Origin of the sequence: Burkholderia sp. WP42, from assembly GCF_000745665.1 — a bacterium.
Classification (GTDB): Bacteria; Pseudomonadota; Gammaproteobacteria; order Burkholderiales; family Burkholderiaceae; genus Burkholderia; species Burkholderia vietnamiensis.
On sequence record NZ_JQJT01000018.1, the window covers coordinates 40,452 to 64,844 of the forward strand.

Sequence of the window (24,393 nt, forward strand, 5' to 3'; positions counted from 1 at the left end):
GGATTGGAAAACCAACAGAATGGCTGACCATTCACAAATTCAAAATCAGAATCCCCAATTTTTTTCATAGATCGCGCAACCAGCAGATCGGCCTATTCCCTCGCGAGCTGCAACGATCATTCCCTGCCCCGCTATTCCGTCCCACGCAATAATCTCCATCACCTTCCTATTTTCACCGGAATTTGATAATTTCCTTAGTGATCGCTCCGCTTCCTGGCGAAGAGGGTTATTTATTTTCCCCCTCCTTTTACATTTATATTGATGGAATCCGTGGATGTCGCGACTCCGACATCAGAGAATACCGACGTTGACAGCATGAACCCAAGCCCAAACATCGATGCCAAAAAATTTTCACCAGATTGCCACCCATTTAATCCCCGCAAGCGAGGCGATTGGATTTCCGAAAAGCCCATCGTCCAAAATATTCAAAGTTGATATGCAGCCAATCCCCCACCTTTGGAGGGGAGTGGGCGCGTTCGCCCGCCACTTATTTGATCATGCGAAGAAATGATCTGTAATCCTTTAATTCCCTCTTTCCCAGGGCGGTATTTGGAGTGCAAAACCGAGATTTGAGGGACCGGGACTCGTCTCCGATTACGTCAATAAGGCAAGAAACTCTACCATAATACGGTGCGGCATTTTTCCATTGCGCCTTGGGGATGACTTGGACGAAGAAATCAGCTCGCCCCTCGAAACCACCCATTCCATTAACGCGGATAGGTGTTGCCTGATACTGCCTGACCACTTTAATTGTGACATTCGAGTCATCAACATCCTCATTCACGAAATATTGCTTGCCACCTTCATTAACAAGGAACGTGTTATCGGAAAGCACATCTGCTACGTTCGAGCTGAGCAACGTAAGGTAATTCAAGCCGGCCGGATTTATAATATTTTGTGCGACCATAGAGCAGTCACCACCGTTTTCCAAAACAATCGCGCCCACCCTATCTGGCAGCGTGAAACCACATTGGGATACTGCCGACGCGCCCGTTGCAAAGCACAGCAGCAGACTGCCACCCAAGACACGCAATTTGTACGACCTAGTCAGGAAGAACTTTATACCCATGAGGAAATACAGATAAATCCGAAAGATAAGCGTATGCATTTTTGAAGTACTCCCGTCTATCATCTCGTCCATCAAGCACAGAGTTAACGCATCTCGTAACGTCGTCGACAGCTCCGTTAATTTGAACGACGTTATAAAAACTTGAAATCTCAACCCTATCAGCCCAATAATTAACACCCAGAGATCCAAGCGGCACAAGTCGGTTTGTTATTGTGTCTTTGCGATACCTTTGTTTGCTCGCCCAATAGTACCCGCCAGCATCGCATGCGTCATGAGGGTCATTAATTATGTTTTCAGGCCCAGGGTCAACTGTAAAATTTATCCCGCCGTGATACTTTTGATAGGCGCGGTAATTATCACCACCTGTCAGCTGTATCATCCCTTTCCCAGAAAAACGAACACCATCCCCGGGATTGCAGTTTCCGAGTGGGCTCAATACCTTCATTGACCCGTTTATTAGTCGATGCACAGGGGCGTTACAACGTCCCTCATAGTAATTTGTCAGATAAGGCTCTTCTCCAAGCTCGCGCATATACGAGAACAAGCCGGTCTCCCGAAACGTTTGCCCAAACCAATGAGCCATCCGCAAGGGTGTATTGATTCCGTACTTACGCATGGTGTCGGGCAAGGCGGGATATAGATTCGCCGGCCGCATGAGTCGATGATGGCGATCTCGAAGTTCGCTCACGAACAGGCGCGAGACTGTTGTAATTGTTCGATGTTGGTCGGCAGGAACCGTTTGTGCCAGCTCTCGCATGTCCAACCACCCACATTTCCTGAAATGCCGGATGAACGCGAGCGGATGGAAAAACCATACCGTTCCGCCTGCAGACAAACCCGTCTTATCCCAGAATTGAAGCTTTTTGACGAATTCCAGAAACTGGTTGTACGCGTTCTGGTTTCCCTCGAAATGCTCCCCTTCGTCCAGCAGGTTGCGATAGCGAGGTTCAAGATTGGCACTATCCCATTCACTGGGCGCTTCGCAGATAAAGCCATGCAACAGCTGCTGTACCGCCTTGTGGTCCGGATCACTGATGTAATGCCGCATGGACTCGTTTTTCTGCTGTGCGGTTTGCAGTGCCACTGGCGCGCCGCTGCCGGCTGCCCCGACGTTCCCGATCGATGCGCGGACCAGCGCTTTGAGCTTATCGAGGTCCCATAGCCCGTTCTGATCAACCGGTGCGGTCTGCGTCTGGATCTTCCGCCACCCCATAAAGAACGGGAAATCCGCGTCCGACAGTTTCTTAATGCTCGACTTGCTAATGTCGATATATCCCTGCTGTCCCCTTGCGAACGGAATGCAATACCATGTCGCGCGCGGATTCAGGGTTGCGGGCGTCGCCTGATCTGGGATCGGCGGCAATGTTGCCGGTTGGCTAAGAATCCGCCCGAACCGCAACATTTCGTACCCGTCGCTCGCACAGAATGAGTACAGTGCAGTTGCACGCTTGTACAAGTCGTATTCGAACTGTGCTTCACACACCGGAGCAGGGGTGAGGAGCATGCGGCTACCGTCGGCCGCAATGCTCCAGACGTTAGTGAATTTGTCCCCCTTGTTGAAATACACCTCAACGTACAAGGGATGTTCATTCTGCCCTTCTTGCTTGGGGGCGAATTGGATCCCGTGCAATTTGTGGTGCGCGTCCACGCCGGGCGGCTGCGCGCGGAAAGTTTGGTTCGCAGGAATCACGTAGTAACTGCGGCCCCAGCAATCACTCCCTTGTGACGTCTCGACCTGCTGGTGCCCTAGCTGCGTGGCGCCAAAATAGCCATCGAAATCGCCGGGCGTCATGAAGATCTCGAAGTGCAGATGCCGTTTGCCCTGACACCGCCCCGTATATCCGAGGATATCCTTGCGCCGAACCTTCCTGCCCCCGCCCGAAACAGCCGCGCCAGTTGAATGCCGGAGCCAGTCGGACATGCTGTGGGGCTCATTGACCGCAGGCGGCTGAATACCGTCGGTCGTCATGCCATCCAGATCAAGCAGGTGCATGTACAGCGAGTAGAACGTCAATTTACGGTTTTCGCCTGTCTCGCTGCTGTGCTTGAGCAGCACGAATCCCGCGTTGGTATTCTTGTCGTCGAACACGTCGGCTATTGGCTTCTGGTACACACCATAGGCCACAACCTCCCCGTCCGCGATGGCTCGCACTGGCAGCGAGCGGTCATCCGACGGAACGAGATGCACACCTGTATGCCATCGGCGATCGAAAGCGACCGGATAGATGCCGCCGCTATCGGCGATCTTGTCGAGTTCGTCCATCAACAGATCGTCCTTCGATCGATCATTCGAAGCAGGAACGGGCAGCAGGAGAGGCGGACTGATAATCATAGGCTTCAGTGCGAAAGCGGGTAGTCGTCGGGTGAATTCAGATTGCTTTTGGGCAGAACGGGCAATGGCGGATTGACATTCCCGGGCCCCTGGAACACAAACGATCCGGCCTTGATCTTGAAGGCTCCCGGACCGATGAATTCGAAGGTGCCGTCTTCGATCTTGAGTGCGGCGCCGCCGCTGGCCAGCACGATTTTCTTGCGGGCGACCACCAGCACGTCTTCGTCCGCACTTGCTAGCTTCAGCTGTTTGGCCGCAACCAGATCCATCGCATCGCTCTGCGACTGGATCTCGACCTTGCCATGCGTGGCAAAGACTTTCAGGCCGAGTTTGTGTGCGCACAGCGAAATCAGTTCGCCCGCGGCGACGGTAAAACGCTTGACCACGCTTACGTCCGCGTGCTGACCAGCCGTCACGATCACGTTCTCGCCGGCGGCCTGCTGGATCGATTTCGGCGTGACAAACGCCATGCCGGCCGGCGCGCTGGCAAGCAGTCCCGCGTCCTTCAACTGGTCCAGCACGTCCATCAGGTTCGATTGCGTTGCCTTATCGGCCGACGTGGCCCTTGCCTGCCCGGTCGCATTGGCCAGCGCGGTCACGCGCTGAATAGCGGCCTGCAGCTGTTTGATCGCGACCTGCATTTCAAGGTGCGGAGCGGTCCGGTTCACCGGGTCGGCCGACCAGAACAGCCCCTTTGCCGCACGCACTACGCCCCAACCTTGCGTGGTGAGCTCGTAGCCTTCCCCGCGCTTGTTCTTCTCTCTGTCGACCAGATAACCCATGTTCAGCGACGACTGCCCGAACACCGTCGCGAGCCGAATGCCCTCGTGATCTTTCAGGTCTTCGAAGCGCAGCTTGTTGCCCAGCAGCGGCGAGCGGAACACCGCACGGCTGTACCAGCCCTCCTTGCCATGCACCAGGTCCCGTCGCGCATAGTCATGGGTGGCCCCAGCGATCAGTAAGCGATCACAATTCCCCTGAGTCGCAATGACGCGAACTTCCGTGTTCGGCAGCAATGGAACATGCAGGCCGCCTTGATATGAGGCCGACGTACGCAGCAAGCGCAAAGACATACTGTTTGCACCGCGCTTGCCAGTGTGCCGCGTAAACAGAAGCCGCACCCGATAACCGCCATACTCGTCCATCCACGCATACGGCTGGTCGTCACCGGATTCCACGATGCCAATAAGTGCACCGGCTACCCAACGCCAATGCCGTTCCGGCACATAGTCGGGCCGGTAGGTTAGATGCGACGGAATCGCCTCGAACTGATTGGTCACCGACTCCTTGCGGCTGCCCGTCGTGACGAGCTTCGTGATCACGAAGCCATGTGGCGCTTCGGGCGTGACGTCGTTCATCACGCGCACCACCATGCCCGGCATCATGCCCATCACATTGCTCTTGCCCGCGATACGCGTCTGACGCGTGATCAGCCCGTCACGCCGCGCATCCGCAAGTGCCTGCCCTTCCTCGGCCGTATGAAAATGCTCAATGCTGCGATTGATGCTGCCGTATACCGAGCGGTCGGCCTTTTCGGCCACTGCGGACTCGACCTGCAATGGATCATCCGGCTGCCGGTAGTTGTGATCCCATTCACGTACGGTCTGCGGCACGAGCGAACGCGTCACATTCAGTTCAAGAATCGCCTCATGCCAGCTTACGAGCCCCGAATTCGGCAGCAGCGGAACCTCGATCTCTCGCATGTATCCGCGCGCCGTGTTACTGAATACCAGCGTGTCCCGCTGCGGTCCGTCTTCCTTCTTTGCGTGTTTGAAGTAATAGAAGACACCGGCACGCCTGCAATGCCGGTCGATGAAATTCGCAACCGTCTCCTCGTACATGACGGTCTGATCCAGCTTCGCATCAAGTCCATCCAGTTCGAACTCGACATCGTAGGATTGAAACAGTTCGCGGTCGATAATCGTGTCAGTCAGCAGTTCGCGAAACGACCGGTCAAGGAACACCGCCGAATCATGTACCTGCTCGAGCAATGCAAGACGCGGCTTGAGAAGCACCTGGTAAGTCGCCTCATCGCGCGATGTCTTGATCCGCGTCCACTGGGTCACGATGCCGTGCACCGTGCGCGCTGCACGCTGGAAAGGATTGATCAGTTCGGACAATGACGGCACCGACGCATGTTCTTCAATCGTGAAGATGGCGGGGCACCCGACTACGGCGGCGCCGTCGATATGCTTGTCCTTCGACGTAACGGTAATGTCCGCGACAAACGGTGCATTCATTTCTTCCGTCAGGACAAACGAAAACACAGAAACGGGCGACTGCAGCGTCGCTATCTCGAGATGAAGAGGCTGTGTGACGATCGCGCTCGGGTGAGCAAGCACGTCCTGGATAGTTTGCATGGTCGCCGTAGGATCGAGTGGTTTCACACTGACAAAGTTGCCCGTCAAGAGGTTGGGGACGCAACGCCGTCGACTTCTTACAAGTACATCAAGTCTCGGAAACAAAGTCCATCGGACCGATCCGAATTTGACGATACCTGACAGCAGTTATTTCAGGACCACGATATTTATCGAAATAACGATGTTGTCACTTGGCATTGACCGTAACAAAAAGATCCTTCATGGCGATCTTCTCCGTGTCGTCGAGGCGTCAGCTTGTAACTCGATCGATTCTTCGTTAAACGTAAGCTTTAGCGGCTTTTCGGCATCGAGCTTCTTTCTGTCGATTACGCGTTTCACGGTCGGCAACGGGCCAGAGTTCGCTGGCAAGGTGCTGGCTGCACGGGGCTACGAAGCCAGAGTCACGCCGCCGTTCATTCGGCCCCGCAAGCCGGTGGAGAATGCCTATATCGAGAGCTTCAACGGGCAGTTCCGCGATGAATGCCTGAACGAGGAGCACTATTCGTCTCAATGCGCCAAGCCAAGCGGCTGATCGAGGAACGACGTATCGAGTACAACATCAAGCGGCCACATAGTTCACTCGACTATCTGACGCCTGTGCAGCTCGCTCATGCGCGCGATGCAAACCACCAGTCTTTAGCCGCGAACTCTAACGGCAGTTCTGGCTAATACCGGCGGCAGGTCACTATCGCGAAATGCTCCGACGCGCATCCCCCGACGCAATGAGCAACTGGTCGACCAACTCGAGCCTCAACGGCTTGTCCGCGTCGAGCTTCTTTTTCTCGATCACGTATTTCCAGCCGTCGCCATCGCCGGGGTTCCGGTAGAACGCGACGATTGCCACGTACTTCGTGTCGGCCTGCATCGGTTGCGTGAGACTCGCGGATGCTCCGGGGTTCAGCACGGCACCGATACTCGTCTGCAGGTCCTGCGCAAGCACCGTGCGGTCGTTCCGCAAAAGGTCCTCGTACGACGCCCCGTCGAACATCTTGCGGTCTTTAAGCTGATACACGCGCACCGCAACCGACGTGGGGCGTCCTGCATCATCGGGATTCAGCGCTTCGCGGGCCGACAGATCGATGTTGAGCGCCTTGACCTGCTTGAAGAACACGGCGTGATATGCACTGGACGACGCGTCCGAGACGGACTGCCATGCGCCGCAACCTGACAGCAGCGCGAGAGAAGCAAGCGATGAAGCAACGAAACGGATGGACATCGACGTTCCTGAAATTGTCATGTATTGGACCGGGGGAAAGCACGGCGGCCGTGAGCGGCCTTGCCTTCTTGCTGGCAGCAATTACGCAGCATGCGACGCGGTGAGGCGCGGATTTGGCCTGGGCGCGGGAAACGCTTCGCAGACGCCGAGTGCGATGCTGATAAAGCGCTCTTCATCGCCCGGCAGAACGGTCGTCCAGCCGAGGCGCGGCGACGGATCCGTTAAGGCTGACCCGATCGCCGGCCTGGGCGCATGTCGCGAAGAAATCTCCATACGCAGATGAACGTCCGCCTTTACGCCCACATACAACCGCACCACCGCCATCAGCTCCCGATGCAGCCGAGCACCGGGCAGCAGATCCTGGGCCTGTCGCGCGTCGGCCGGCTGCACCGTGACGAGCACCGCGCGACAGCGATAGGCAAGCCTGCGGCCGAGCACGTAGCCGCCCCCGAGCCCCCGGCGAGCAGCGCCGTCGGACACCGGGGCATGGCCCGCGGAAGTCAGTGGCCGCGGCCGTCCAGCCCGCGTGAGCACCGGAAAGAACTCGTCGACCCGCACACCGACGCCGGGCACCGCGAGCGCAACGACGCCTGCGAGACCTTCGGGCGTTCGCGTTCGCTGAATCAACAAGCCCAGCAGCGCGAGCATCCGCGAATCGGGCAGTCCTGCGCGCTGCGGCTTGTCGCCCCAGCCGAAGCCGGCCAGGCACAGCAGACTGCGCGAATGCGCGTCGGCTCCGCCGTCGCGGAAACTCTCCGGATAACGGTACTTCTTCCACGCACGGTACAGCAGCGTGACGAAGCGGTGATTGAACTGGTCGAGAAACGCTTCGACCACTTCGTGCCCTTCCTCGCGCAGCACGATGTCGTCGATCATGTGCGACGGCATCGCCGCATCGACGCCGTATAGCCCCATGAAAGTCGTACGCACGGTCGGCGGCGCATCGGGCCGTTCGTCATCGAAGTCGACCGACGCGACCTCGCCCGCCGGAAAACCCGTACGCGGTCGCGGCCGGAAGCGCACGGATTCGTGCTCCAGCGCATCGCGTGTACCGAACCCCGGCCGCTCGGGAACACGCAGCTCGAGCAGCCGGCAAAGCTGCATGAAGTTCATCAGCGGTGCGCGTGCCATCAACGACGCGACCAGCGGGTCGAGATTCGGCAAGTTCTGCGGCTTCATAGCGGCGCCCGCTCGGCCTTGCTGCGGGGCCATTCGGTGCGCGCCTGCGCCGGCAGGCTGACGATCGCGAGCTTCGTGAACAGGTTGATGTCGGCGTAGAGCGCGAAGAATCGGTGCAGCAGCTCGCCGAACAGCATCACGTCGCCGTCGCCGGCGAACGCGTGGCTGTCGAGCGTCACCTCGATCGACACCCCTCGCTCGACCGCGCCGCCCGACACTTCCTCGATCAGTTCCTGTGACACCCACAAGATGCCCGCGAGACGTCGGCGGTTCAGTTCGTCGTTGGTCCAGTCGTACAGCGCGAGCGCCCCGCGCAGCACTTCCGCGTTCATCATCGACAGGAAGTTCGGCGCGAGATGCGACAGCACGCGCCACTGGAAGCGGTCTTCCGTCGGCGGATACAGCGGCAAGGTCGGCGAAACGAGATTGCGCACACCTGCGACGTTTTGCGTGCTGGTCGCGAGCTCGTTCAGGCTCGCTTCGCGCAGTCCCTTGCGCGGCAGCAACCCGTTCGTGCCGGTCACGCGCAGCGACAGGCTTTCCTCGGGCAGCGCGTCCATCGTTTCCCATGCATGGCCGCCGAGAATCACCCACGTTTCGTGCAGCCCGGAAACGCCCGGCCGCACACGCGTGTGGAAATACCGCTCCGGCGCCTCGTGGCGCAACATGCCGCCGCGGTGGCGGAACGTTGCAAACGGCACGTATTCATACCGCTCGGCCGTTTCGTGGTCGAACGCTTCGATCGCGTCGACGGAATACGTTTCGACGTGCTCGCCTTGATGCCCGGCCGGCACCACGCGGTATTCGGTTTCGTGATGGTCGATCTCGATCGGCTCGGCATCCAGCTCGAACAGGTTGATCACGGGCGAGCAGAATAGCCGCACGTTTTCAGCGCTGAAGCGTTGGTCCGATGGATACGCATGCTTCAGCATGATCTCCAGCTCGAACTGCGTCGAGCGCTCCGGCAGCTTCGTGACGTCCAGTCCGCACAGGTCCACGAACAGGAACTTCTCGCGGAACGTGAAGTACTCGAGCAGCAGTTGATACCCGGAAAACGCAGCATCGGCCTTCGGCCACAGCCGCTCCTCATTCGAAAACCCGGCCGGCTTGATCGTCACGCCGTCGAGCGGCACGGCTTCGCCGTCGCGAATCTCCGGTATCCGCCAATGGATCGCATCGACGTGGCGCGTGAGCGCGACGTGCATCGCGAACGCGGTCGGCAGGTCCGCGCTCAGGTGCAAGCGCAGTTGCGACAGATCGGTTTCCGTGCGGCGTGCCGACTCGTCGAGCGTGAAGCCGAGCCGGATCACCGAGCGGCCGTCGTGACGTACGCTTGGACTCGCGTGCGCGATCGCGACCGGCTGCAGCGTCACGGGCTGTGTGGTTCGGTACACGCATTGCACGGTCTTCGGCATCGCGCCTTCGCCGCCTACCGCAGCCGGTACCGCGATCGGCGCGGACCGCACGGGCACGCCCGCCGGCACGACTTCGGTCTTCTGCAATTTTTCCGCGAGCGGCACGAGCTCCACAATCGACAGCGACGGAATCATCCGCAGATAGTGCGGCCATAGCAGGCTCACCAGTCCTTCGGTCAGTTCCGGAAGTTCGTCGTCGAGCTTCTGTCGCAGTCGGCCGGTCAGGAACGCGAAGCCTTCGAACAATCGCTCGACGTAGGGATCGCGATCGCCCACGCGATCAAGGTTGAGCAGGCGCGCGCGGTCGGGATGCGCCTTCGCGAACTCCTTGCCGGACTCCCGCAGGTAGCGCATTTCCGCTTCGTAGTAGCGCAGGATCGGATCGTCGTTTTCCATTGATCGTGTCGTTATGAAAGTGTCAGTGCCCGACCGGGATCGAGCACGGTAAGCTCGGCCTGCAGTTCGCCGATGCGGCGCACAAGGGTCGGCTTGTCGGCGTCCTTGCGGGCACTCATCGCTTTCAACGCCCGCACGAGTTGCTGCTTGACCTCGAAAACCAGCGCCGGCTCCCAGCGGACCAGCGGCAGCGATCGCGCATGCATATCGAGCTCGGCAAGCAGGGCGTGCGCGGCATCGGGCCGGCCGGCATGATCGGCCAGGCGCGCCATCACGAGCCGCTGCAGGTAGCGATGACGATCGGTCTTCATGCCGGGCAGCGCCTCGAGCCACGCGAATGCCGCCTCCACGCCTTCGCGCACGGCGAGATCCCGCGCTTGCGCTTCGATTTCCGGCCAGTCGCCGGCATCGCCTTCGCTAGCGGCCGACACCGGCAACGGCGCCACGGCCTCGCCCGCTTCGAGGTCGCGCACGACCGCGTGGCGCGCAATCCATTCGAGCGTCGCGTCTTCGGCGAACGGCGTGCCGTCGTTGAATGCCAGCCGCTCGATGCCGGGCAGGCGCTCGAGGAACAGCGCGAAGTCCGCGCGCAGCAGCTCGCTCCACGCGTTATAGGGCGCACCGGCATGGTCGAGCGCGACGTGCTGGAAATACTGGAGATCGAACCAGAGGTGATTCACACCCTCCATGAACGCCCCTTCGACGCGTTCGAGCAGTTCGTGCCACTGCTTCTGCAAGACCAGCCGCTTCATCTGCTGGCGCAGCTCGCCGCGCGGCGGCACGAGCCGCGTACGTGCCGCGGCGTCCGCGGGCGGCACCTCGTGCAGCGTGTCCCAGCGGACGCTGCGCACGAGCCGGACCGACGGCAAGTAGCCGTTCTCCTGATCGCGCAACCAGACCGCCATCGCACGCGCCTGATCCAGCAGGTCGCGTGTCGATGCGATGGTGCCCGTCGACGTCGACGCGGACGGTATCGTCGACGCAACCGCTTCCGCCTCCGCGCTGCGCACGGGTTCGCCGCTGCGCTCGAAACGCGCGACGAGCGGTTGCAGGTTCGGACGCCCGGCTTCCGGCCATGTGCTCGTCCCCGCGACGAGCACATCGAGCGCGGCGAGTGCACGCTCGAGGTCGGCCGGCAGGAATGCGCCGCGGCTGTCGAGCAGGTCGACCACACGTGCGGTGGCGAACATTTCGAGCGCGCCCTTCTTCGCCTCCGCGCGCGTGGGCAGCACGGCCTCGCCGAAACGATCGACGAGCGCGGCCGCGAGTTCGAGCGCGTCCGCGAAGCCTGCGGGGCCGTCCTGCCGCAGCCGCGCAAATGCGTAGTAGCCGGCCAGACGCAGATCCTTGCCGGTTTCCTTGAGCAACTGCTCGCAGGACCTGACGACGAGGCCGTCGTCGATGCCGGAAAGCTTCTGCGTCTCCTCGCGCAGTTCGAAAAACACGTCCTCGTAGCCCGGATCGCGGCCGACGCCGCCGTCGCCCGCAAGCGGCAGCAACCACGCATTCCAGGCATCGAGCCTGGCTTGCACCAACTGCTCGGCGTCGACGCGAGCAGGGAAAAGCTTCTGGAACAGTCCGCCGAGTTTCATTCGACCTCCGACAATGCGCCACGCGGGAGCGGTACCGCAGCATGCTTCGCCGCTTCGATCATCGACCGAGGCAGCGGCGGCGGACTCGCGCCCGAAAGTTTCGGTCCCGACTTGGCCGAACCCGTCAGGAAAACCCGCGCCGGCAACGTGAAATTGCGCAGTTGCAGCACGTCGAGTGGACCCGCGCCGGCTTCGCTGCGCAATTGAACCCTGAGCGGAATGCCCTGGCTCGTATCGGGCGTCCAGGTCAGCAGATAGCGCGCGCTATCCTGCTGCGACACCTTTGCGCGCTCCAGCAGCCGGATCAGGCCGAAGCGACCCTGCGAATCGAGCGCGGTGCGCAGGCCGCCGCGCTCGGTCTGCCATTCGATGTGCGACAGGTTCTCCAGTGACTGGCCCGGCCATTCGAACGGCATCCATTCCTGCTTCTGGTTGAAGTAATGCAGTTCGCGGCCGGACAGCACGAACTTCATGTCGGTCACGCCCGGTGTGGGTACCGCTTGCAGTTCGTAGCGCACGTGCGCGTCGCCGGCCGGGAACAGCACGGTCGAGATGCGCGTCAGCTTGTTCAGCGCGTTCAGAAAGGATGGATCGATCGTCAACGCGCCATGGTCGGCTCCTTGCGCGGCCACCCAACGGTCGCCCTGCCGTTCGACGACGCCGGCCAGCTGCGTCGCGACGAACTGAGCGATCACGCCGTTGTCGGGCCGCATGAAGCGCGCCATTTCGGGCAGCGACGCGTCGTTGTCCGAGTCTGCAAATGGATAGCGCGCACCGAACGTCTTGTTCCAGTCGGCCACGATCGCCGTGCGCCAGATTTCATTCAGGCTCGATGCGGCCGGTTGCACGACGACCTGCCAGGATTGATCGAACGGTGCGCGAAGCAGTTCGCCGAAACCCGACCATTGTTCGCCGAGGCTCGCGGCCACGCGGCTCGCGTAGTCGCGGCTGTCGGCGATGTCGGATGTCTTGCCTTGCAGCACGGACTGCGCAGCGAGGCGCGCGATCGCGTCCGGATCTGCGCCGGCGACGATTTGCGATGCTTTCAGACGCATCGCGGTCACGCGCTCAAGGTAGCGCGCGAGACTCAGGTCGCCGGTCGCGGCGAGTTGCGCGGCTGCCTTGCCGTTTGCCGGGGCGCCCGACACCAGATCGCTGCCGGTCAAGCGCAAGATCGGACCAAAGGCGGCGGCCAGCGGCGCGAGCGGCGGCTGGGCCTGCTTCGCCGGATCTTTCTCCGTCGCGCCGACGAGCTGCTGCGCCTTGTTGATCAGGCTGTCCGACAGCGACTGCGTATTCGCGCCCGTGCCCGCCTGGTAGACGACCGCGTTCATCAACGCGACGAGCGGCGAGCGCTGCGGGTCGCCCAGCAGCGTCAATTGATCGGCTGTCGCCGACAGCGTCGGTGCAGATTGCCAGCGCAGGCTGTTGAGGAATAGCGCCCACGCGCGCGCGTAATCCTCGAAGTAGCGCTGGCGCAGTTCGGCCTTCAGCGTCGACGGCGTCTGGTTGCTGGTCTTTGCGTCAGACAGCACCCAGTCGCCCGACACGTCGCGCTGCGCGCTGGCGTCGTCGATCGATTTCGAAATGCGTTCTTCCCACGCGGCGCGCGTGAAAACGCCGGGGACGTTCGCCGTCGTGTTGAACAGGCCACGACTCGTCGTGTCGCCGAGCAGCGTGGCGAGCGTAATCGGCGAGTACTTGGGCGTAGCTTCGTCGACGATCTGGCGGTAGAGCGCATCCGTCGAATTCTGGATGCCGCGCACGCCAATTACCGTTTGGCGGGTCGACGCAATCAGGTTGCCGTCTGGAACGATCGCGAGCGCGGAGGTATTCGATGCGGTGTCTCGGCCGAGATGCGTTGCAAAGAACGCGATCGCATGGAGACGCAAATCTTCCCAGGCACCTGACGACATGGTCGAGTTGGCCGGACGTGAAGGCACGGCCGTAGCGGCAAGCAGCGGCGTCAGGAACGGAGCGACGGCCCGCTGGGGCTTCGCGAGCATCAGGTAAGCCTTGAGCGTGTCATAGGCGGCCTGAATCTGTGTATTGCCACCGCTGGCAATCTGCGCATCGGACAGGGACGCAAGCTGATGCAGGCGTTCCTCGAGCTTCTGACGGATCGGGCCAACCAGGATGCGGCTCGCAGCATCGGCATAGTTTGGCCAGAGCGCGTCGAGCAGCGCGGCATCGCGGTTCAGACCGAACCGCGACGTCCATGGGGCGCCTTCGCGTTGATGGAATTCGAGCGTGTCGATCTGCCGGTCGAGCCTGTTGAGGGTCGGCAGGGCCTGCGTGCGATCCTGGACGGTGGACAGCTGCACGACGGTATCGGCCGCGTTCTGGATCGTTGCACGGTTGTTGAAGCCAGACAGCATCGTGCCACCGATCCAGCAGCCAACTAGACCCGTCGTGATCCATGCGGCTGTCGTCGACAGCGAGAAGCCAACACGGCGGCCGTGGATCTTGCGGCTGTACCCGGCGACGGCCTGCCAGATCGAGCGATGTTGCGGGCCAGTTGCCGGCTCGGCGTCGTTCGCGTCGAGGGGCGTCGGCGGCGCCAGTCCCCGTTCCTTGAACAGCGGTGCGAACAAAAGCCCGTGGACCGCATTCCGCCAGATACGGGACTGGGCGGTTTGCAGCACCAGATCCGACAGCGCGCCACGAATGTCCGAAATATGCTGCGACAGCGCGGCAGAATAGCGGTCGTCTGCGTCCTTCGTCAGCCTCACGACACCGGCATCCGCTAGGTTATAAGCGAGGTCTCGCAGCGACGCGTCGATTTCATCTGCGGTTACGCGCGCGTTGGACCACGTGAACCCGATCGCCTCGTCTGGGCTCGACGTTTCGCTGCCGAAATCGGTGACGTTAAGCAGATACGCAGGCGCGGCCCAGCGCAGCACGCGGGCATGGCGCGCGAGCCGTTGGGCGAGGTCGTCGGTATCGAATGGTGCAGCGGCTGAACTGCGGTTACGCGTCACCGCCACAATTGCGTCGGCCGGGCAACGGCGGCGAAGCCGACGGATCTGGTCGAGCCATTCAGTCTCAAGCGTATCGCGCGTTTGCCGCGCGTACAGCAACACCGTGCCGCCCGTGATCAGATACCCAGCCTCCACGAGTCCGGGCGCTAGCCGCTTCACCAGGGGTGCGTCGCCGGCGACGAGCACCCACCGTTCGCGATAGCGCCAGCGCCAGCCGTGGCGGTCGCGGAGACTATTGCGTAACCTTGCGGCACGTGACTGCCCAGCCGGAACTGTGCCACCGTTTTGCTCGCGCGACGAATCGAACTGTTTTTCGAACCAATACCGGATGCGCCGCGCTGCGACCGCCGGGCGGGACGACGCATCGAAGCTGAGCCACAGATACAGCAAGACAAATGCGATACAGAGCGCGACGATCCATTCGGCCCGCTTTTCAGGAGAGTGCAGGCTCATCAACGAGTCGCCCTTGAACCAAATCAGCAGCCCTGGCAGAACGACCACTATGACAATGCTCAGAATATCGATCCGAAATTTGCGCAGCATACTTAATAAAAATTTGGACTGGATGCCGGAAGCACTCCGGGACATTCCGTTAGTTGGTGGCTACGTGGTCGAAGTGTGCCTGGCACCGGCAATCCGCGTTTCGCTCAGATATCCACATAAGCCGAGTACTGGGACGGAAGCAGGCGAGGGGGAACACTGCACTTGCACACGCACAGATCGTCGCTAAGCGCGCCTTCCCTGCCGTCGGGTCCCTTCATCGATAGGCGCGGACCGTCACACACGATACGTCCCGTCGAGTGACATGCCGAACACCAGACCTCATCCTCTTCGTATGCCTGCTCGCGGTCGCCGATCATGTCGTTTGAATCGCCGCCCATCACCGTACCGCCCAACGTCGTTCGGTCACCTTTTAGAATGTCGTACCGCCTGACCATGATGAGATTTCCTCTTGATATGGCAAATGGTGCGTCTGGCGCCATTAATATTGGAATGGCACACATCAATACTCATCCACGTTTCGTCGTCAGCTGATATTCCGCAGGACCGAAAAGCAGGCCCCGTCTTTATCCGTGGTCACAACGATCTGGGGCGCTCCGTCCTGAACAGCAGCGCTGGCCGCATATGCCACAGCCAGCCACGGCGCTACCGCTCCGGCATGACCGACCATGTAATCGATATTCGCAACCTTCGCGCCGATACCGGCCTTGACCAGGGCTTTAGTTGCCGCATTGCCCTCAGAGACATCAAGTCCGCCTTGCCAGATGCGTTTGATCCCAACTGCTTCAACGCGCCCCCATTGCAGAGCCCGTGCGAGGGCGTCGTCAATGGCGCAGTCCTCTGTCCCGTTCGGCCGGTGCAGCATGGCTAATGGTGCAAGTTTGAAGCGTCGACATACCCCTTCCGGGGCGAGGAGCATCGCAACAACCGTTTCCGTACTCCCGTCGGGGGGGAGCGCTTGAAGAATTTCATTCAGCCTTACACAAACGATAAGCCGCGCCTCCTCGTCAAGCCTCTGGTTGACCCGATCAAGCCATGCGTCGACATACATCAGATCGGGGTGCTCAGCCAGGATCTCCGCTTGCGCTGGTCGAAAATCCGACTGCGCCCATTGCCTGTTCCAGATAGTCTGCGCCTCGTCCGTATTCGCAATACCTGGCAACACCAATTGAACCTTCAACCTCAATTCCGTCGGTAACAAACGTATTGCTTCAGCAACCGCGTCGGTCACCGCGCCGAACACCCACTCCAGCACGTAACGCCGACGCTCTTCATCGTGCTTGAAGCGAATCCCGCTCTTGTCTGCATCGGGCTTCTCGAACCAGCGTGCATTTACCGGAGGTGCGTCCGGCTTCGGGGAAATTTGTGGTTCAAGCTTGACGGACCCATCCATCAGCTTGCCAAAGTCGTCATCCCTCGCCTCGCTCGAAAACCTACAGGTCGCCGCAAGGATGGCGAGCGGTCGACTTGCCCCGTGGAAGACTTCGTTCACGTGATCTGCGCGAGCCTGGTTCCACGCGATAGCATCCAGTCGCCGACCTTCATAAACGCTATAGCGGCGCAGGACAACGAATGCGGCGAGGCCGACCGGATAGACGGTTACGCAGGTCCAGAACCAAGGTGTCTGGGGCGGCTCCTCTTTGGGCCAGAGAAGCAGGACCGCGAAAACACCGACAATCGCAATCAGGAAAAAGACAACCGTCCAGAGGAGTCTCGACGGTGGGCTATCGGGCACGGGCTCTTCCGGGGGCAACCTGGTGAAGTCAATGGCCATCCCGCCTCCTTCAGAACGCGTTGGGGCGCGGACGCAAGGTGCGGGAGACGATATCCCATAATGCGATTGCTTCGTTTTCCGTGAGTGAAGCCTTCTCCAGGCTGTCTGCCGTAAAGCTATTAAAGTCCCCATTGTCCATATTGAGGACAAGATATGGAGTTAGGGCACCGCTAGTCGCGGTATTAGCTTGCAGCGTAAAGTTATGTCCGGGGATACGGGCGGCCGTGGTACCGGAGAGCAGCAGTTCTTCCGCCTTGATGCCGCTGACATCCACCGCTCCGGAGCGAATGATATGTCCATTGGTGTTCGGATCTTTGATTTCTGATCGGATCTCCGGCAATCGGTTCAGCAGCGTTTCTTTCGGCAGTTCCCGCAAATCGGTATCTGTCTTTAGCGTAAAAGACACATTGGTTTTGTCCTTCAACGCGAACAGGACACTGACCTCTTCACCAACTGCGGCCTTGCGCGGCAGAAAACCATCCTTGAAGCACACACCAGGCTCGACGGGAATTTCGTCGTCCGGGCGACCACGAACGCTCTCAGCAAGGTTGAGAACCAGACGCGTTTTTTCGGGAACGTCGTTGATTGGGATATCTGGAACGGCATAAGGCGTATTCTGAACCTTTAGCTTGTACGTCGAATGTACCCAGTCCGATGCTTCAATCCGAAGTTTGATCTCGTATCCAGCATCCCATTTGTAGGCTTCGATGGCGCGGGTCAGATCAGCGGTGTCGTCAAGATCACTCAACGTGACAAAGTAGCGGCTGTGCGGCGTCTTTGGCACCTGCCCATGGTCGTACAACACCTGATAGCCATACATATTCTTCTTGGCTGTCAGGCTCGACTCGTAAGCGTTCATTTCTCGAACGAACTCGTCAACCGACATGCGCTTCGTCTCGAAAGTCACCCCTTGAACGGTCAGGTCACCTCTCGATAGCGCATCGTCTGGCACGTCGATCAGGTAGCGCCCCACGCATCGGGTTTTCAAATTTTGGGTTATTTTCGTCACGGTATTTTTCTCCTGTTCAGTCAGCGGTGGAGAATGTTTGCTGCAGGCGGCACTAAGCACTATCACCAGCGCGATCAAGGCAAGGCGACGAAGGTTCATGTCCTGTATTCCAGCGTCGTACCCGTGACGTTCTGCAGAATCTTCACGATTCCCCACAGTGCAAATTTCTGTTGAGGCAGTTTGGTATATGCAGCACCGTGATCGACGCCCGTGTACCCGACAGCGGCACGCGCATAGTGAGCTGGCGCTGCACCTGATCGGATAGGTACAGTGCCATCGCCATTCTCGCCTGCCGCCTGCAGTTCAAAGGTCTTGTGCACATTTATCGGACCAAGGTTTCCGGCCACCACATCGATTGTTCCCATCAGAGTGTCTGTGTTGGCTGATTTGTTGCGGACGTCATACGCATCACTGTTCCAGAGGGACGACGATTGTGTGCGTTTCCACACCACGTCACCCCACGTCTTATGTTCCTTGTCGTCCCCCCAGAACGCATAGGTGTGCGGATGGTACTTCCCGCTGATTGCCTGATGAAATCGGGCTACCTGTTCGGTGATAAGTTTCGTGTAGCTCACCCAGTTATGCTCACGATCGATTGACTTGTCGGGGTCCATCAGCGCTTCATCAACGAGGCTCCACCACACGCCGCGCTTCGTATATATCTCGCCATACGGATCGCCGTGATGCGGCAAAGCGAAAAACTGCTCACCGTCCCTAATCTGTAGCCAACCCTGACCATATTCGGGGCTTGGCAGCAACTGTAGGGGACCGGGAGACTGCGCGAAAACGGGCATCACCTTGCTTGACATGTTCCCCAAAATGAGGCTCGTTCCGTAGCTGATAACGTTTCCGCCCGGTTCGGTACCAGCTTTTACGCGCCGATACGCCGTAGCTGATCCGGTCGCGGGCATCACACCATGTACGATGCCGAGAATCTTGTCCCGGTATCCAGGCAGTACCTCGGCACAAAAACGCGATACCAAACCGCCCATCGAATGGGTCACCAGGATGACTTTTTCACACCTCCCTTGTTTTTTGTAGTCCGCAATGATTTTATCAATCTGCTGACCGAGCCATTTCGCTGATTCGGCATTCGACTGGAGCCAGTTGTATCCCACGGCATGGACAGGAAGGCGATACTTGTACGAAAGATGGACTTCCGCTTCCGAGAGTTTCCCGAGACCCGGGGCGACGAGTTCCTGCTTCAATTGAGCTCGTAGACCATTTTTTCCATGATCCGTCTCCGGGCGACAATCGTTCAGCGCATTTTCCAGCCATACCAGGAAGTCGCCATAGAACATTTTGGAGACTGTGCCCCACCCACGACGGCGCAGTTCAGTTTCGGATAGCGCCGTCCCGGTCGGAATCGCCCCCTGACCGGACACAATAGTTTGCTTTGGATCAAGAAGTTTTTTCCTGTCGGTAGGCCCCTTCCCTGCCCACGCCAAAAGTGACGCCGAGCTGTCGACAAGCCAGACTGATTTGTTGTCGCGATTTGCGAGGTTTGTGCCCATGACCCCGGGCACGACGATGACGGGAATGACCCGGTCTGGGTGCATGTAGCACACCGCCGTGCTGTCGTCTGGCACCGAGGTCACTGACGGATAGTGAACAGACCCATCTTCCGCTATTGTGGGTTGAATGACACGTTCGGTAGTGGCCATGTATTTTCGAGACTCCGATCTTGTTCAATGGGTGAGCAATCAGACGGCGCAAATCAGTGCTCAGCCTGCGGTATCCGGATCGATTCGAAGCCGCACCCCTTCAGCAAAAATCGCCCTCTGGAGGCCAGTCTTTCCTGCGGCATCAGTCATGCCCTGAATCACACTACCGTCGTCGCGAATGATGGAAAACGCCCGATGACGAACCGGCTCATCACTGTGAGGCCACTTCAAGGTAAATTCCTCGTCGAACGGGGCATGTTTCCAGTTGTTGACTGTTTCCGCGAATGAACTCGGGCCCTGTCGGCTGAATGCGGCTGACTTGATGGTGCGGTTACCACGTGTACCGTCTTCGATGCCGGTCGAAGCAATACGGACGTACGATCCTCCACATTTGAGGAGGAGTTCCTCTTTGGCTTCAATGGTCACCCGGCCATTGGCACTGGTGATGCGCATGTTTTTGTCTGCGACCAGATTCATTTCGTCACTCTGCGCCTGAATGTCAACTTTGCCTTTGGCCGCAATGAGCTTCAGCCCGAGTTTCTGTGCAAATAGAGACACCAGTTCGCCTGCTGCGACCGCAAAGTGCTTGAGGACGCCGATATCCGCATTACCCCCGGCCGTTGCGATCAAATTCTTTTGGGCGCTGAGCTGTAGGCTTTCGCCGGATGCGAACCCCATTCCCGCTGGCGCGCTGAGCAGAATTCCCGCCTTTTTCAGGTCTTTCAGCGTTCCGTCAAGGAGTTCACGCTGACGCTGATAATCCGCAGCGACCGCTTGGGCAGACTTGGCGGCCTCGGAGAGGGCCTCCATCTGCTGCAATGCCTGCGCGAGCAAGCCTTGCGCGCCGTCCATGTTGAGCTGCCGCCCGCACGCGGCAGGCTGAGCCTCAGCGGAAACGAGCACCCCCTTCGCCCCTCGCACGGCCACGTGTTCGTCCGAGCGCAACTCGGCTCCACGTCCACGCTCTCTGCGTTTGTCGTCAACCATATGCCCAAGATTCAGCTCGCTGGTCTGAAACGGCGTGGTCAGATGGATATGCTCGACGTTCTCCTTATCCTCCATCCGCAGTTCATTCTGCGCGGCCGTGCGAACGATGTTGCGCGTGTGATTGAGGTTGTTGACGAGATCCGGATGCAAACTGTCATGCATGGCCCCGATGATCACGGGCCGATCCGGATGACCGTCGGTAAAGACGATCGCCACCTCCGCCCCATCGATCAACGGGAAGTGATGCCCATAGTTGTCGCCGCTATAAGGCTTCGCGAACCGCACCGGCCGGCTCGTCCCACCCGGACTCCATTCATCGAGGTCGAACGGCAGCTTGATCACGTACCAGCCTTGCTCGGTCAAGTACGCATATTTGTAGTTGCCCGGCGAAGTGATGCGGGCCGGCAGAATGCCGTCGACGGCTGGCCTCGATATCGACGCCATCGAAGTACGCCACACGCGATCGGACGGAATCCCCTCGAAGGTCACCCAATACGACTGATCGCGTCCGCCGTGCGACTCCACCGACGTGACGAAGATCCCATGCTTCGCGTCGGAGGGATTGGGCTCGAGCCGCATGACTTCACCCGCCTCGAGCCAGAACGGATTGCCGGTGCCCTTGAAGGTGATCTGCGCAGCCAGAAACTCCTCATGCCGCCGGCGAGCGACACGCTTGCCTTCCTCCGGCGTCTCGTAGTGCTCGCCCCAGCTGTAATCGATGCCGCTCGTCGTCTTGTCGTCGCGCGCAGCATTTTCCTCGACCAGCAGCGACACACCGGCCTGCCGGTGGTTGTAATCGTTCAGCCGCACGGCTTCGGGTACGCGCCTGGTGCGCTTGTCGAGCGTCTTGATCGCGTCGGCACCCGAACTCTCGAGCCCCGCATCTCGCCGGTACGCCAACGTACGTTGCTTGCGCGAATAGGCATCCAGATCGTCGCCAAACACGAGCACGGCGTGATCCTTCTTCTGCTCCCAGCGAAACCAGATTCCCTCCTCCGTACAAATGCGCCTGATGAAGGCAAACGTGGTCTCGTGATACTGAGTGACGTACTCGCGACGCTTGTACTGGTCACGAAGCTGGAACTGGAAATCGACGCCTGCCCGGTAGCCGTAATGACGCAGCGTGTCGGTCACGATTTCGTCGACCGACTGCTTCTGAAACAGTCGGCTCGTCACACCGCGGTTCAGGTCGGCGAGTTTGGGCTCGAGCCGAACCCGATAATGCGTCTGATCGTTCGAGGTGCCGAACTCGTCGAACTCGGTGATGATGCCGTGGATCGTATACGCCGTCGGCAACGCGCTGAACTGCTCCGCATTCTCGCCGAACATCCTGCGCAGATAGTTCATGTTCGGATCGACCGGCGAGACGATGAACTTCGCCGGGCGGCCAACCACCTGGTCCATCGGTATACCTGCCACCGGGCTCGTGAACTCGATGTCGTAGTGGTACAACTCGCTCACCGCGTCCCGCCCGGTGAAGCGGAGGACGGAGGTCGGCGCCGGGTGCGGCGCCAGCTTCAGTTCGTAAGCCTGTGACGGCAATATCATCGACATGGATTTTCTCTCAGGTGCACGGACACAACGGCACCACCGGGGCGACCTCGGCCGCCCCGGCCGGTCATGCATCAAACGGCAGGTCAGCCCTTCGCCTTGGGCATCTGCGACACCAGCGACAGCCCGATATCCATCCCCTCCACCTGGAAGTGCGGAATGATGAACAGCTTGATGCGGAAGAAGCCCGGGTTGTCCTCGATGTCCTCGACCGTCACCTTCGCCTCGCGCAACGGATGCGATGCCTGCAGCTCGTCGCCCGGATCCTTCATCTCGGTCACGAGGCCCTTGATCCAGTTGTTCAGCTCGAGCTCGAGCAGACGCCGGTCCTTCGTCGTACCGATGTTCTCGCGCTGAATCAGCTTGAGGTAATGGGCGATGCGCGACAGCAGGAAGATGTACGGCAACCGTGCATTGATGCGGCTGTTGGCCGTCGCCTCCTTGGTCTCGTACAGCGCCGGCTTCTGCGTCGAGCTCGCCGAGAAGAAGCACGCGAAATCGTGATTCTTGTAGAACGACAGCGGAATGAAGCCGAGGTTGGCGAATTCGAACTCGCGCGTCTCCGGGATCAGCACTTCGGTCGGAATCTTCGGCTGCACGCCGGTACCGAGGTCATACAGGTGCACCGGCAGGTCCTCGACCTTGCCGCCTGCCTGCGGGCCGCGGATCTGCACGCACCACCCATTGCTCACGAAGCTGCGCACCATGTTGGCCGCGAACGCGAACGACGCGTTGACCCACAGATACTTGTCGTGGTCCGGACCTTTCACCGCCTCTTCATAGTTGAAGGCGCGCACCGGCGTCGTGTCCTTGCCATACGGCAGGCGACCGAGCACGCGCGGCATCGTGAGGCCCACGTAGCGCGCATCGTCCGTGTCGCGGAAGCTCTTCCACTTGATGTATTCGGCGCGATCGAAGTAGTTGCCGATGTCCTGAATCGCAGCGACTTCTTCCATCGACTTCTTGCCGAAGAACGCGGCGCCGACCGCCCCGATGAACGGCATGTGCGCCGCGGCCGCAACCTTCGAGATGTTGCGCAGCAACGCGACGTCCTGCGGCGAATGCGTAAACTCGAAGTCGCTGACCATCGCGCTGATCGGCTGGCCGCCCGGCGTGTCGTATTCCTCGATGTAGGTGAGGCGGTACAGGCCGCTCTGGATCAGTTCGGGCGTGTCCTCGAAGTCGCGCTGCAGCGCATCCTTCGACACGTCGAGCACTTCGATTCGCGCGTTCTTGCGGAAGTCGGTGCGCGAAACCAGCATCTTCAAGCCGCGCCAGCGGCCCTCGAGCGCCTGGAATTCCGACGAATGCATGACCGCGTCGATCTGCCGGCTGATCTGCCGGTCAAGCTGGCCGATGTAGAAGTCGAGCAGCGATTTGTCGAGCCGCTCGACCGGCTTGCTCTCCTTCGCGATGAGGTTGAGCAGCGCGTCCATCCCGCGCGCGACGCGTTCGTCGGCCGATGCCTCCGACAGCGTGTCGTTGTCGCGGAACGCCTCGAGCGGCCGCGCTTCGGCCACCGGCTTCAGGTTGATCTTGTTGCACAGCGCAGCGTAGACGCTGTCGTTTTCGAGCACCACCGTTTCCGATGCGCCCTGGCTCGCTTCATTTTGCTTCATGGTTCTCTCAGTCCCGTTTCGTATGGCTGCGTGGTTGCGTGATGCGGTGACGGCTCGCTTGGGCAGGCCGCGCTCAGGCATGACCTTCCTGTTGCGTCGCGGCCGTGACGATCTGCGCCAGCTCGCCGCGCAGTTTCGCCGTGAGGCGCTTGTCCTTCAGGATCTTCTCGAACTCGCGACGGAACGTGCCGTTGTCGAGCAGATTCGACTTCAGGTCGCGCAGCAGATTGCGCATCGCCAGCATCGCCTGCAGTTCGGGGATCTGGCGCGCGACCTGCTCCGGCTCGAAATCCTTCATCGAGCGGAACGAAAGATTCACCCGCAGCTCCGTGCCGTCGTCGGCCAGCGTGTTGTCCGCGGCGATCTTCAGATCCGGCGCGTAGTCGGCCAGAACGGCATCGAAGTTGTTCTTGTCGATATTGACCTTCTTGCGCTCGGCCAGCGGCGCCTGCTCACGGCCCGCACTGAAGTCGCCCGCGACCAGCAACTTCAACGGCAGCTCGACCTTCTTCTGAGCCCCGCCCGTATGCAAATCCAACGTAATTGAAACGCGACTCTTCGGAATCTCTCTCTGGAAGCTATCCATTTGCAATCCTTATTTGATAATGGGCAAGCGTTTGGCAGGCAATCGAACCATTCCCGTACGACGATGCCGCCTTCGATTCGGCGCGCACACGCGCAATGCACGACATGCAGCAAACCGATTCGGCATCGTTCCCCGGGTTCGTACGGAGAAGTGGCATGGCAC

At 59.9% G+C, this 24,393-nt stretch carries 17 protein-coding genes; 2 read left to right on the top strand and 15 right to left on the bottom strand.

The window, feature by feature from the left end; genetic code table 11:
* Positions 1 to 487: 487 nt before the first annotated feature.
* From EX20_RS31860 to EX20_RS11325, 3 genes are all read right to left on the bottom strand, one after another.
* Positions 488 to 1,024: a hypothetical protein gene (locus tag EX20_RS31860; RefSeq protein ID WP_139164695.1), complete on the bottom strand. Its 537-nt coding sequence runs from the start codon at positions 1,022 to 1,024 to the stop codon at positions 488 to 490.
* A 19-nt stretch (positions 1,025 to 1,043) separates the two neighbouring features.
* Positions 1,044 to 3,332, bottom strand: a complete 2,289-nt coding sequence (locus EX20_RS11320; protein ID WP_226256349.1) for a M23 family metallopeptidase — start codon at positions 3,330 to 3,332, stop codon at positions 1,044 to 1,046.
* Between the two features lie 74 nt (positions 3,333 to 3,406).
* Complete coding sequence (locus tag EX20_RS11325) at positions 3,407 to 5,761, bottom strand: type VI secretion system Vgr family protein (RefSeq protein WP_034193587.1); 2,355 nt, start codon at positions 5,759 to 5,761, stop codon at positions 3,407 to 3,409.
* Between the two features lie 181 nt (positions 5,762 to 5,942).
* Between EX20_RS11325 and EX20_RS33330 the strand changes: the two genes are divergently transcribed.
* Together EX20_RS33330 and EX20_RS33335 are read left to right on the top strand one after the other, a co-directional pair.
* On the top strand, positions 5,943 to 6,293 hold the full coding sequence (locus EX20_RS33330; RefSeq protein WP_014726082.1) for an integrase core domain-containing protein: 351 nt from the start codon (positions 5,943 to 5,945) through the stop codon (positions 6,291 to 6,293).
* The gene (locus EX20_RS33335) at positions 6,272 to 6,430 is read left to right on the top strand and encodes an integrase core domain-containing protein (RefSeq protein ID WP_158333106.1); all 159 of its coding nucleotides are present in this window, start codon (positions 6,272 to 6,274) and stop codon (positions 6,428 to 6,430) included. The genes EX20_RS33330 and EX20_RS33335 overlap by 22 nt, the downstream gene beginning before the upstream one ends.
* A 16-nt stretch (positions 6,431 to 6,446) precedes the next feature.
* On the opposite strand, the gene tssJ is transcribed toward EX20_RS33335, so the two are convergent.
* The 12 genes from tssJ to tssB form a co-directional block, all read right to left on the bottom strand.
* Positions 6,447 to 6,977, bottom strand: coding sequence for a type VI secretion system lipoprotein TssJ (gene tssJ / locus EX20_RS11335; protein ID WP_139164693.1), 531 nt, complete (start codon positions 6,975 to 6,977; stop codon positions 6,447 to 6,449).
* 81 nt (positions 6,978 to 7,058) lie between these two features.
* Positions 7,059 to 8,156, bottom strand: a complete 1,098-nt coding sequence (gene tssG / locus EX20_RS11340) for a type VI secretion system baseplate subunit TssG (protein ID WP_034193589.1) — start codon at positions 8,154 to 8,156, stop codon at positions 7,059 to 7,061.
* The gene (tssF, locus tag EX20_RS11345) at positions 8,153 to 9,967 is read right to left on the bottom strand and encodes a type VI secretion system baseplate subunit TssF (RefSeq protein ID WP_034193590.1); all 1,815 of its coding nucleotides are present in this window, start codon (positions 9,965 to 9,967) and stop codon (positions 8,153 to 8,155) included. Before tssF ends, tssG begins: the two co-directional genes overlap by 4 nt.
* An 11-nt stretch (positions 9,968 to 9,978) precedes the next feature.
* Complete coding sequence (tssA, locus tag EX20_RS11350; protein WP_034193591.1) at positions 9,979 to 11,559, bottom strand: type VI secretion system protein TssA; 1,581 nt, start codon at positions 11,557 to 11,559, stop codon at positions 9,979 to 9,981.
* Positions 11,556 to 15,128, bottom strand: coding sequence for an ImcF-related family protein (locus EX20_RS11355; RefSeq protein WP_226257067.1), 3,573 nt, complete (start codon positions 15,126 to 15,128; stop codon positions 11,556 to 11,558). Before EX20_RS11355 ends, tssA begins: the two co-directional genes overlap by 4 nt.
* Before the next feature lie 59 nt (positions 15,129 to 15,187).
* The gene (locus EX20_RS11360) at positions 15,188 to 15,544 is read right to left on the bottom strand and encodes a PAAR domain-containing protein (protein ID WP_331281142.1); all 357 of its coding nucleotides are present in this window, start codon (positions 15,542 to 15,544) and stop codon (positions 15,188 to 15,190) included.
* A gap of 23 nt (positions 15,545 to 15,567) precedes the next feature.
* Complete coding sequence (locus EX20_RS11365; protein ID WP_051974426.1) at positions 15,568 to 16,815, bottom strand: hypothetical protein; 1,248 nt, start codon at positions 16,813 to 16,815, stop codon at positions 15,568 to 15,570.
* 10 nt (positions 16,816 to 16,825) lie between these two features.
* Positions 16,826 to 17,923, bottom strand: coding sequence for a T6SS immunity protein Tli4 family protein (locus EX20_RS11370; protein WP_139164692.1), 1,098 nt, complete (start codon positions 17,921 to 17,923; stop codon positions 16,826 to 16,828).
* Positions 17,920 to 19,488 carry a lipase family alpha/beta hydrolase gene (locus EX20_RS30595; RefSeq protein WP_034193594.1) on the bottom strand — a complete coding sequence of 523 codons (1,569 nt, stop codon included), beginning with the start codon at positions 19,486 to 19,488 and terminating at the stop codon, positions 17,920 to 17,922. The genes EX20_RS11370 and EX20_RS30595 overlap by 4 nt, the downstream gene beginning before the upstream one ends.
* Positions 19,489 to 19,548: 60 nt before the next feature.
* Positions 19,549 to 22,029, bottom strand: a complete 2,481-nt coding sequence (locus tag EX20_RS11380) for a type VI secretion system Vgr family protein (RefSeq protein ID WP_034193595.1) — start codon at positions 22,027 to 22,029, stop codon at positions 19,549 to 19,551.
* Between the two features lie 83 nt (positions 22,030 to 22,112).
* Positions 22,113 to 23,645 (bottom strand): type VI secretion system contractile sheath large subunit, encoded by a 1,533-nt coding sequence (gene tssC, locus EX20_RS11385; protein ID WP_034193596.1) that lies wholly within the window; start codon positions 23,643 to 23,645, stop codon positions 22,113 to 22,115.
* A 73-nt stretch (positions 23,646 to 23,718) separates the two neighbouring features.
* Positions 23,719 to 24,231: a type VI secretion system contractile sheath small subunit gene (gene tssB / locus EX20_RS11390; protein ID WP_034193597.1), complete on the bottom strand. Its 513-nt coding sequence runs from the start codon at positions 24,229 to 24,231 to the stop codon at positions 23,719 to 23,721.
* Between the last annotated feature and the right edge of the window lie 162 nt (positions 24,232 to 24,393).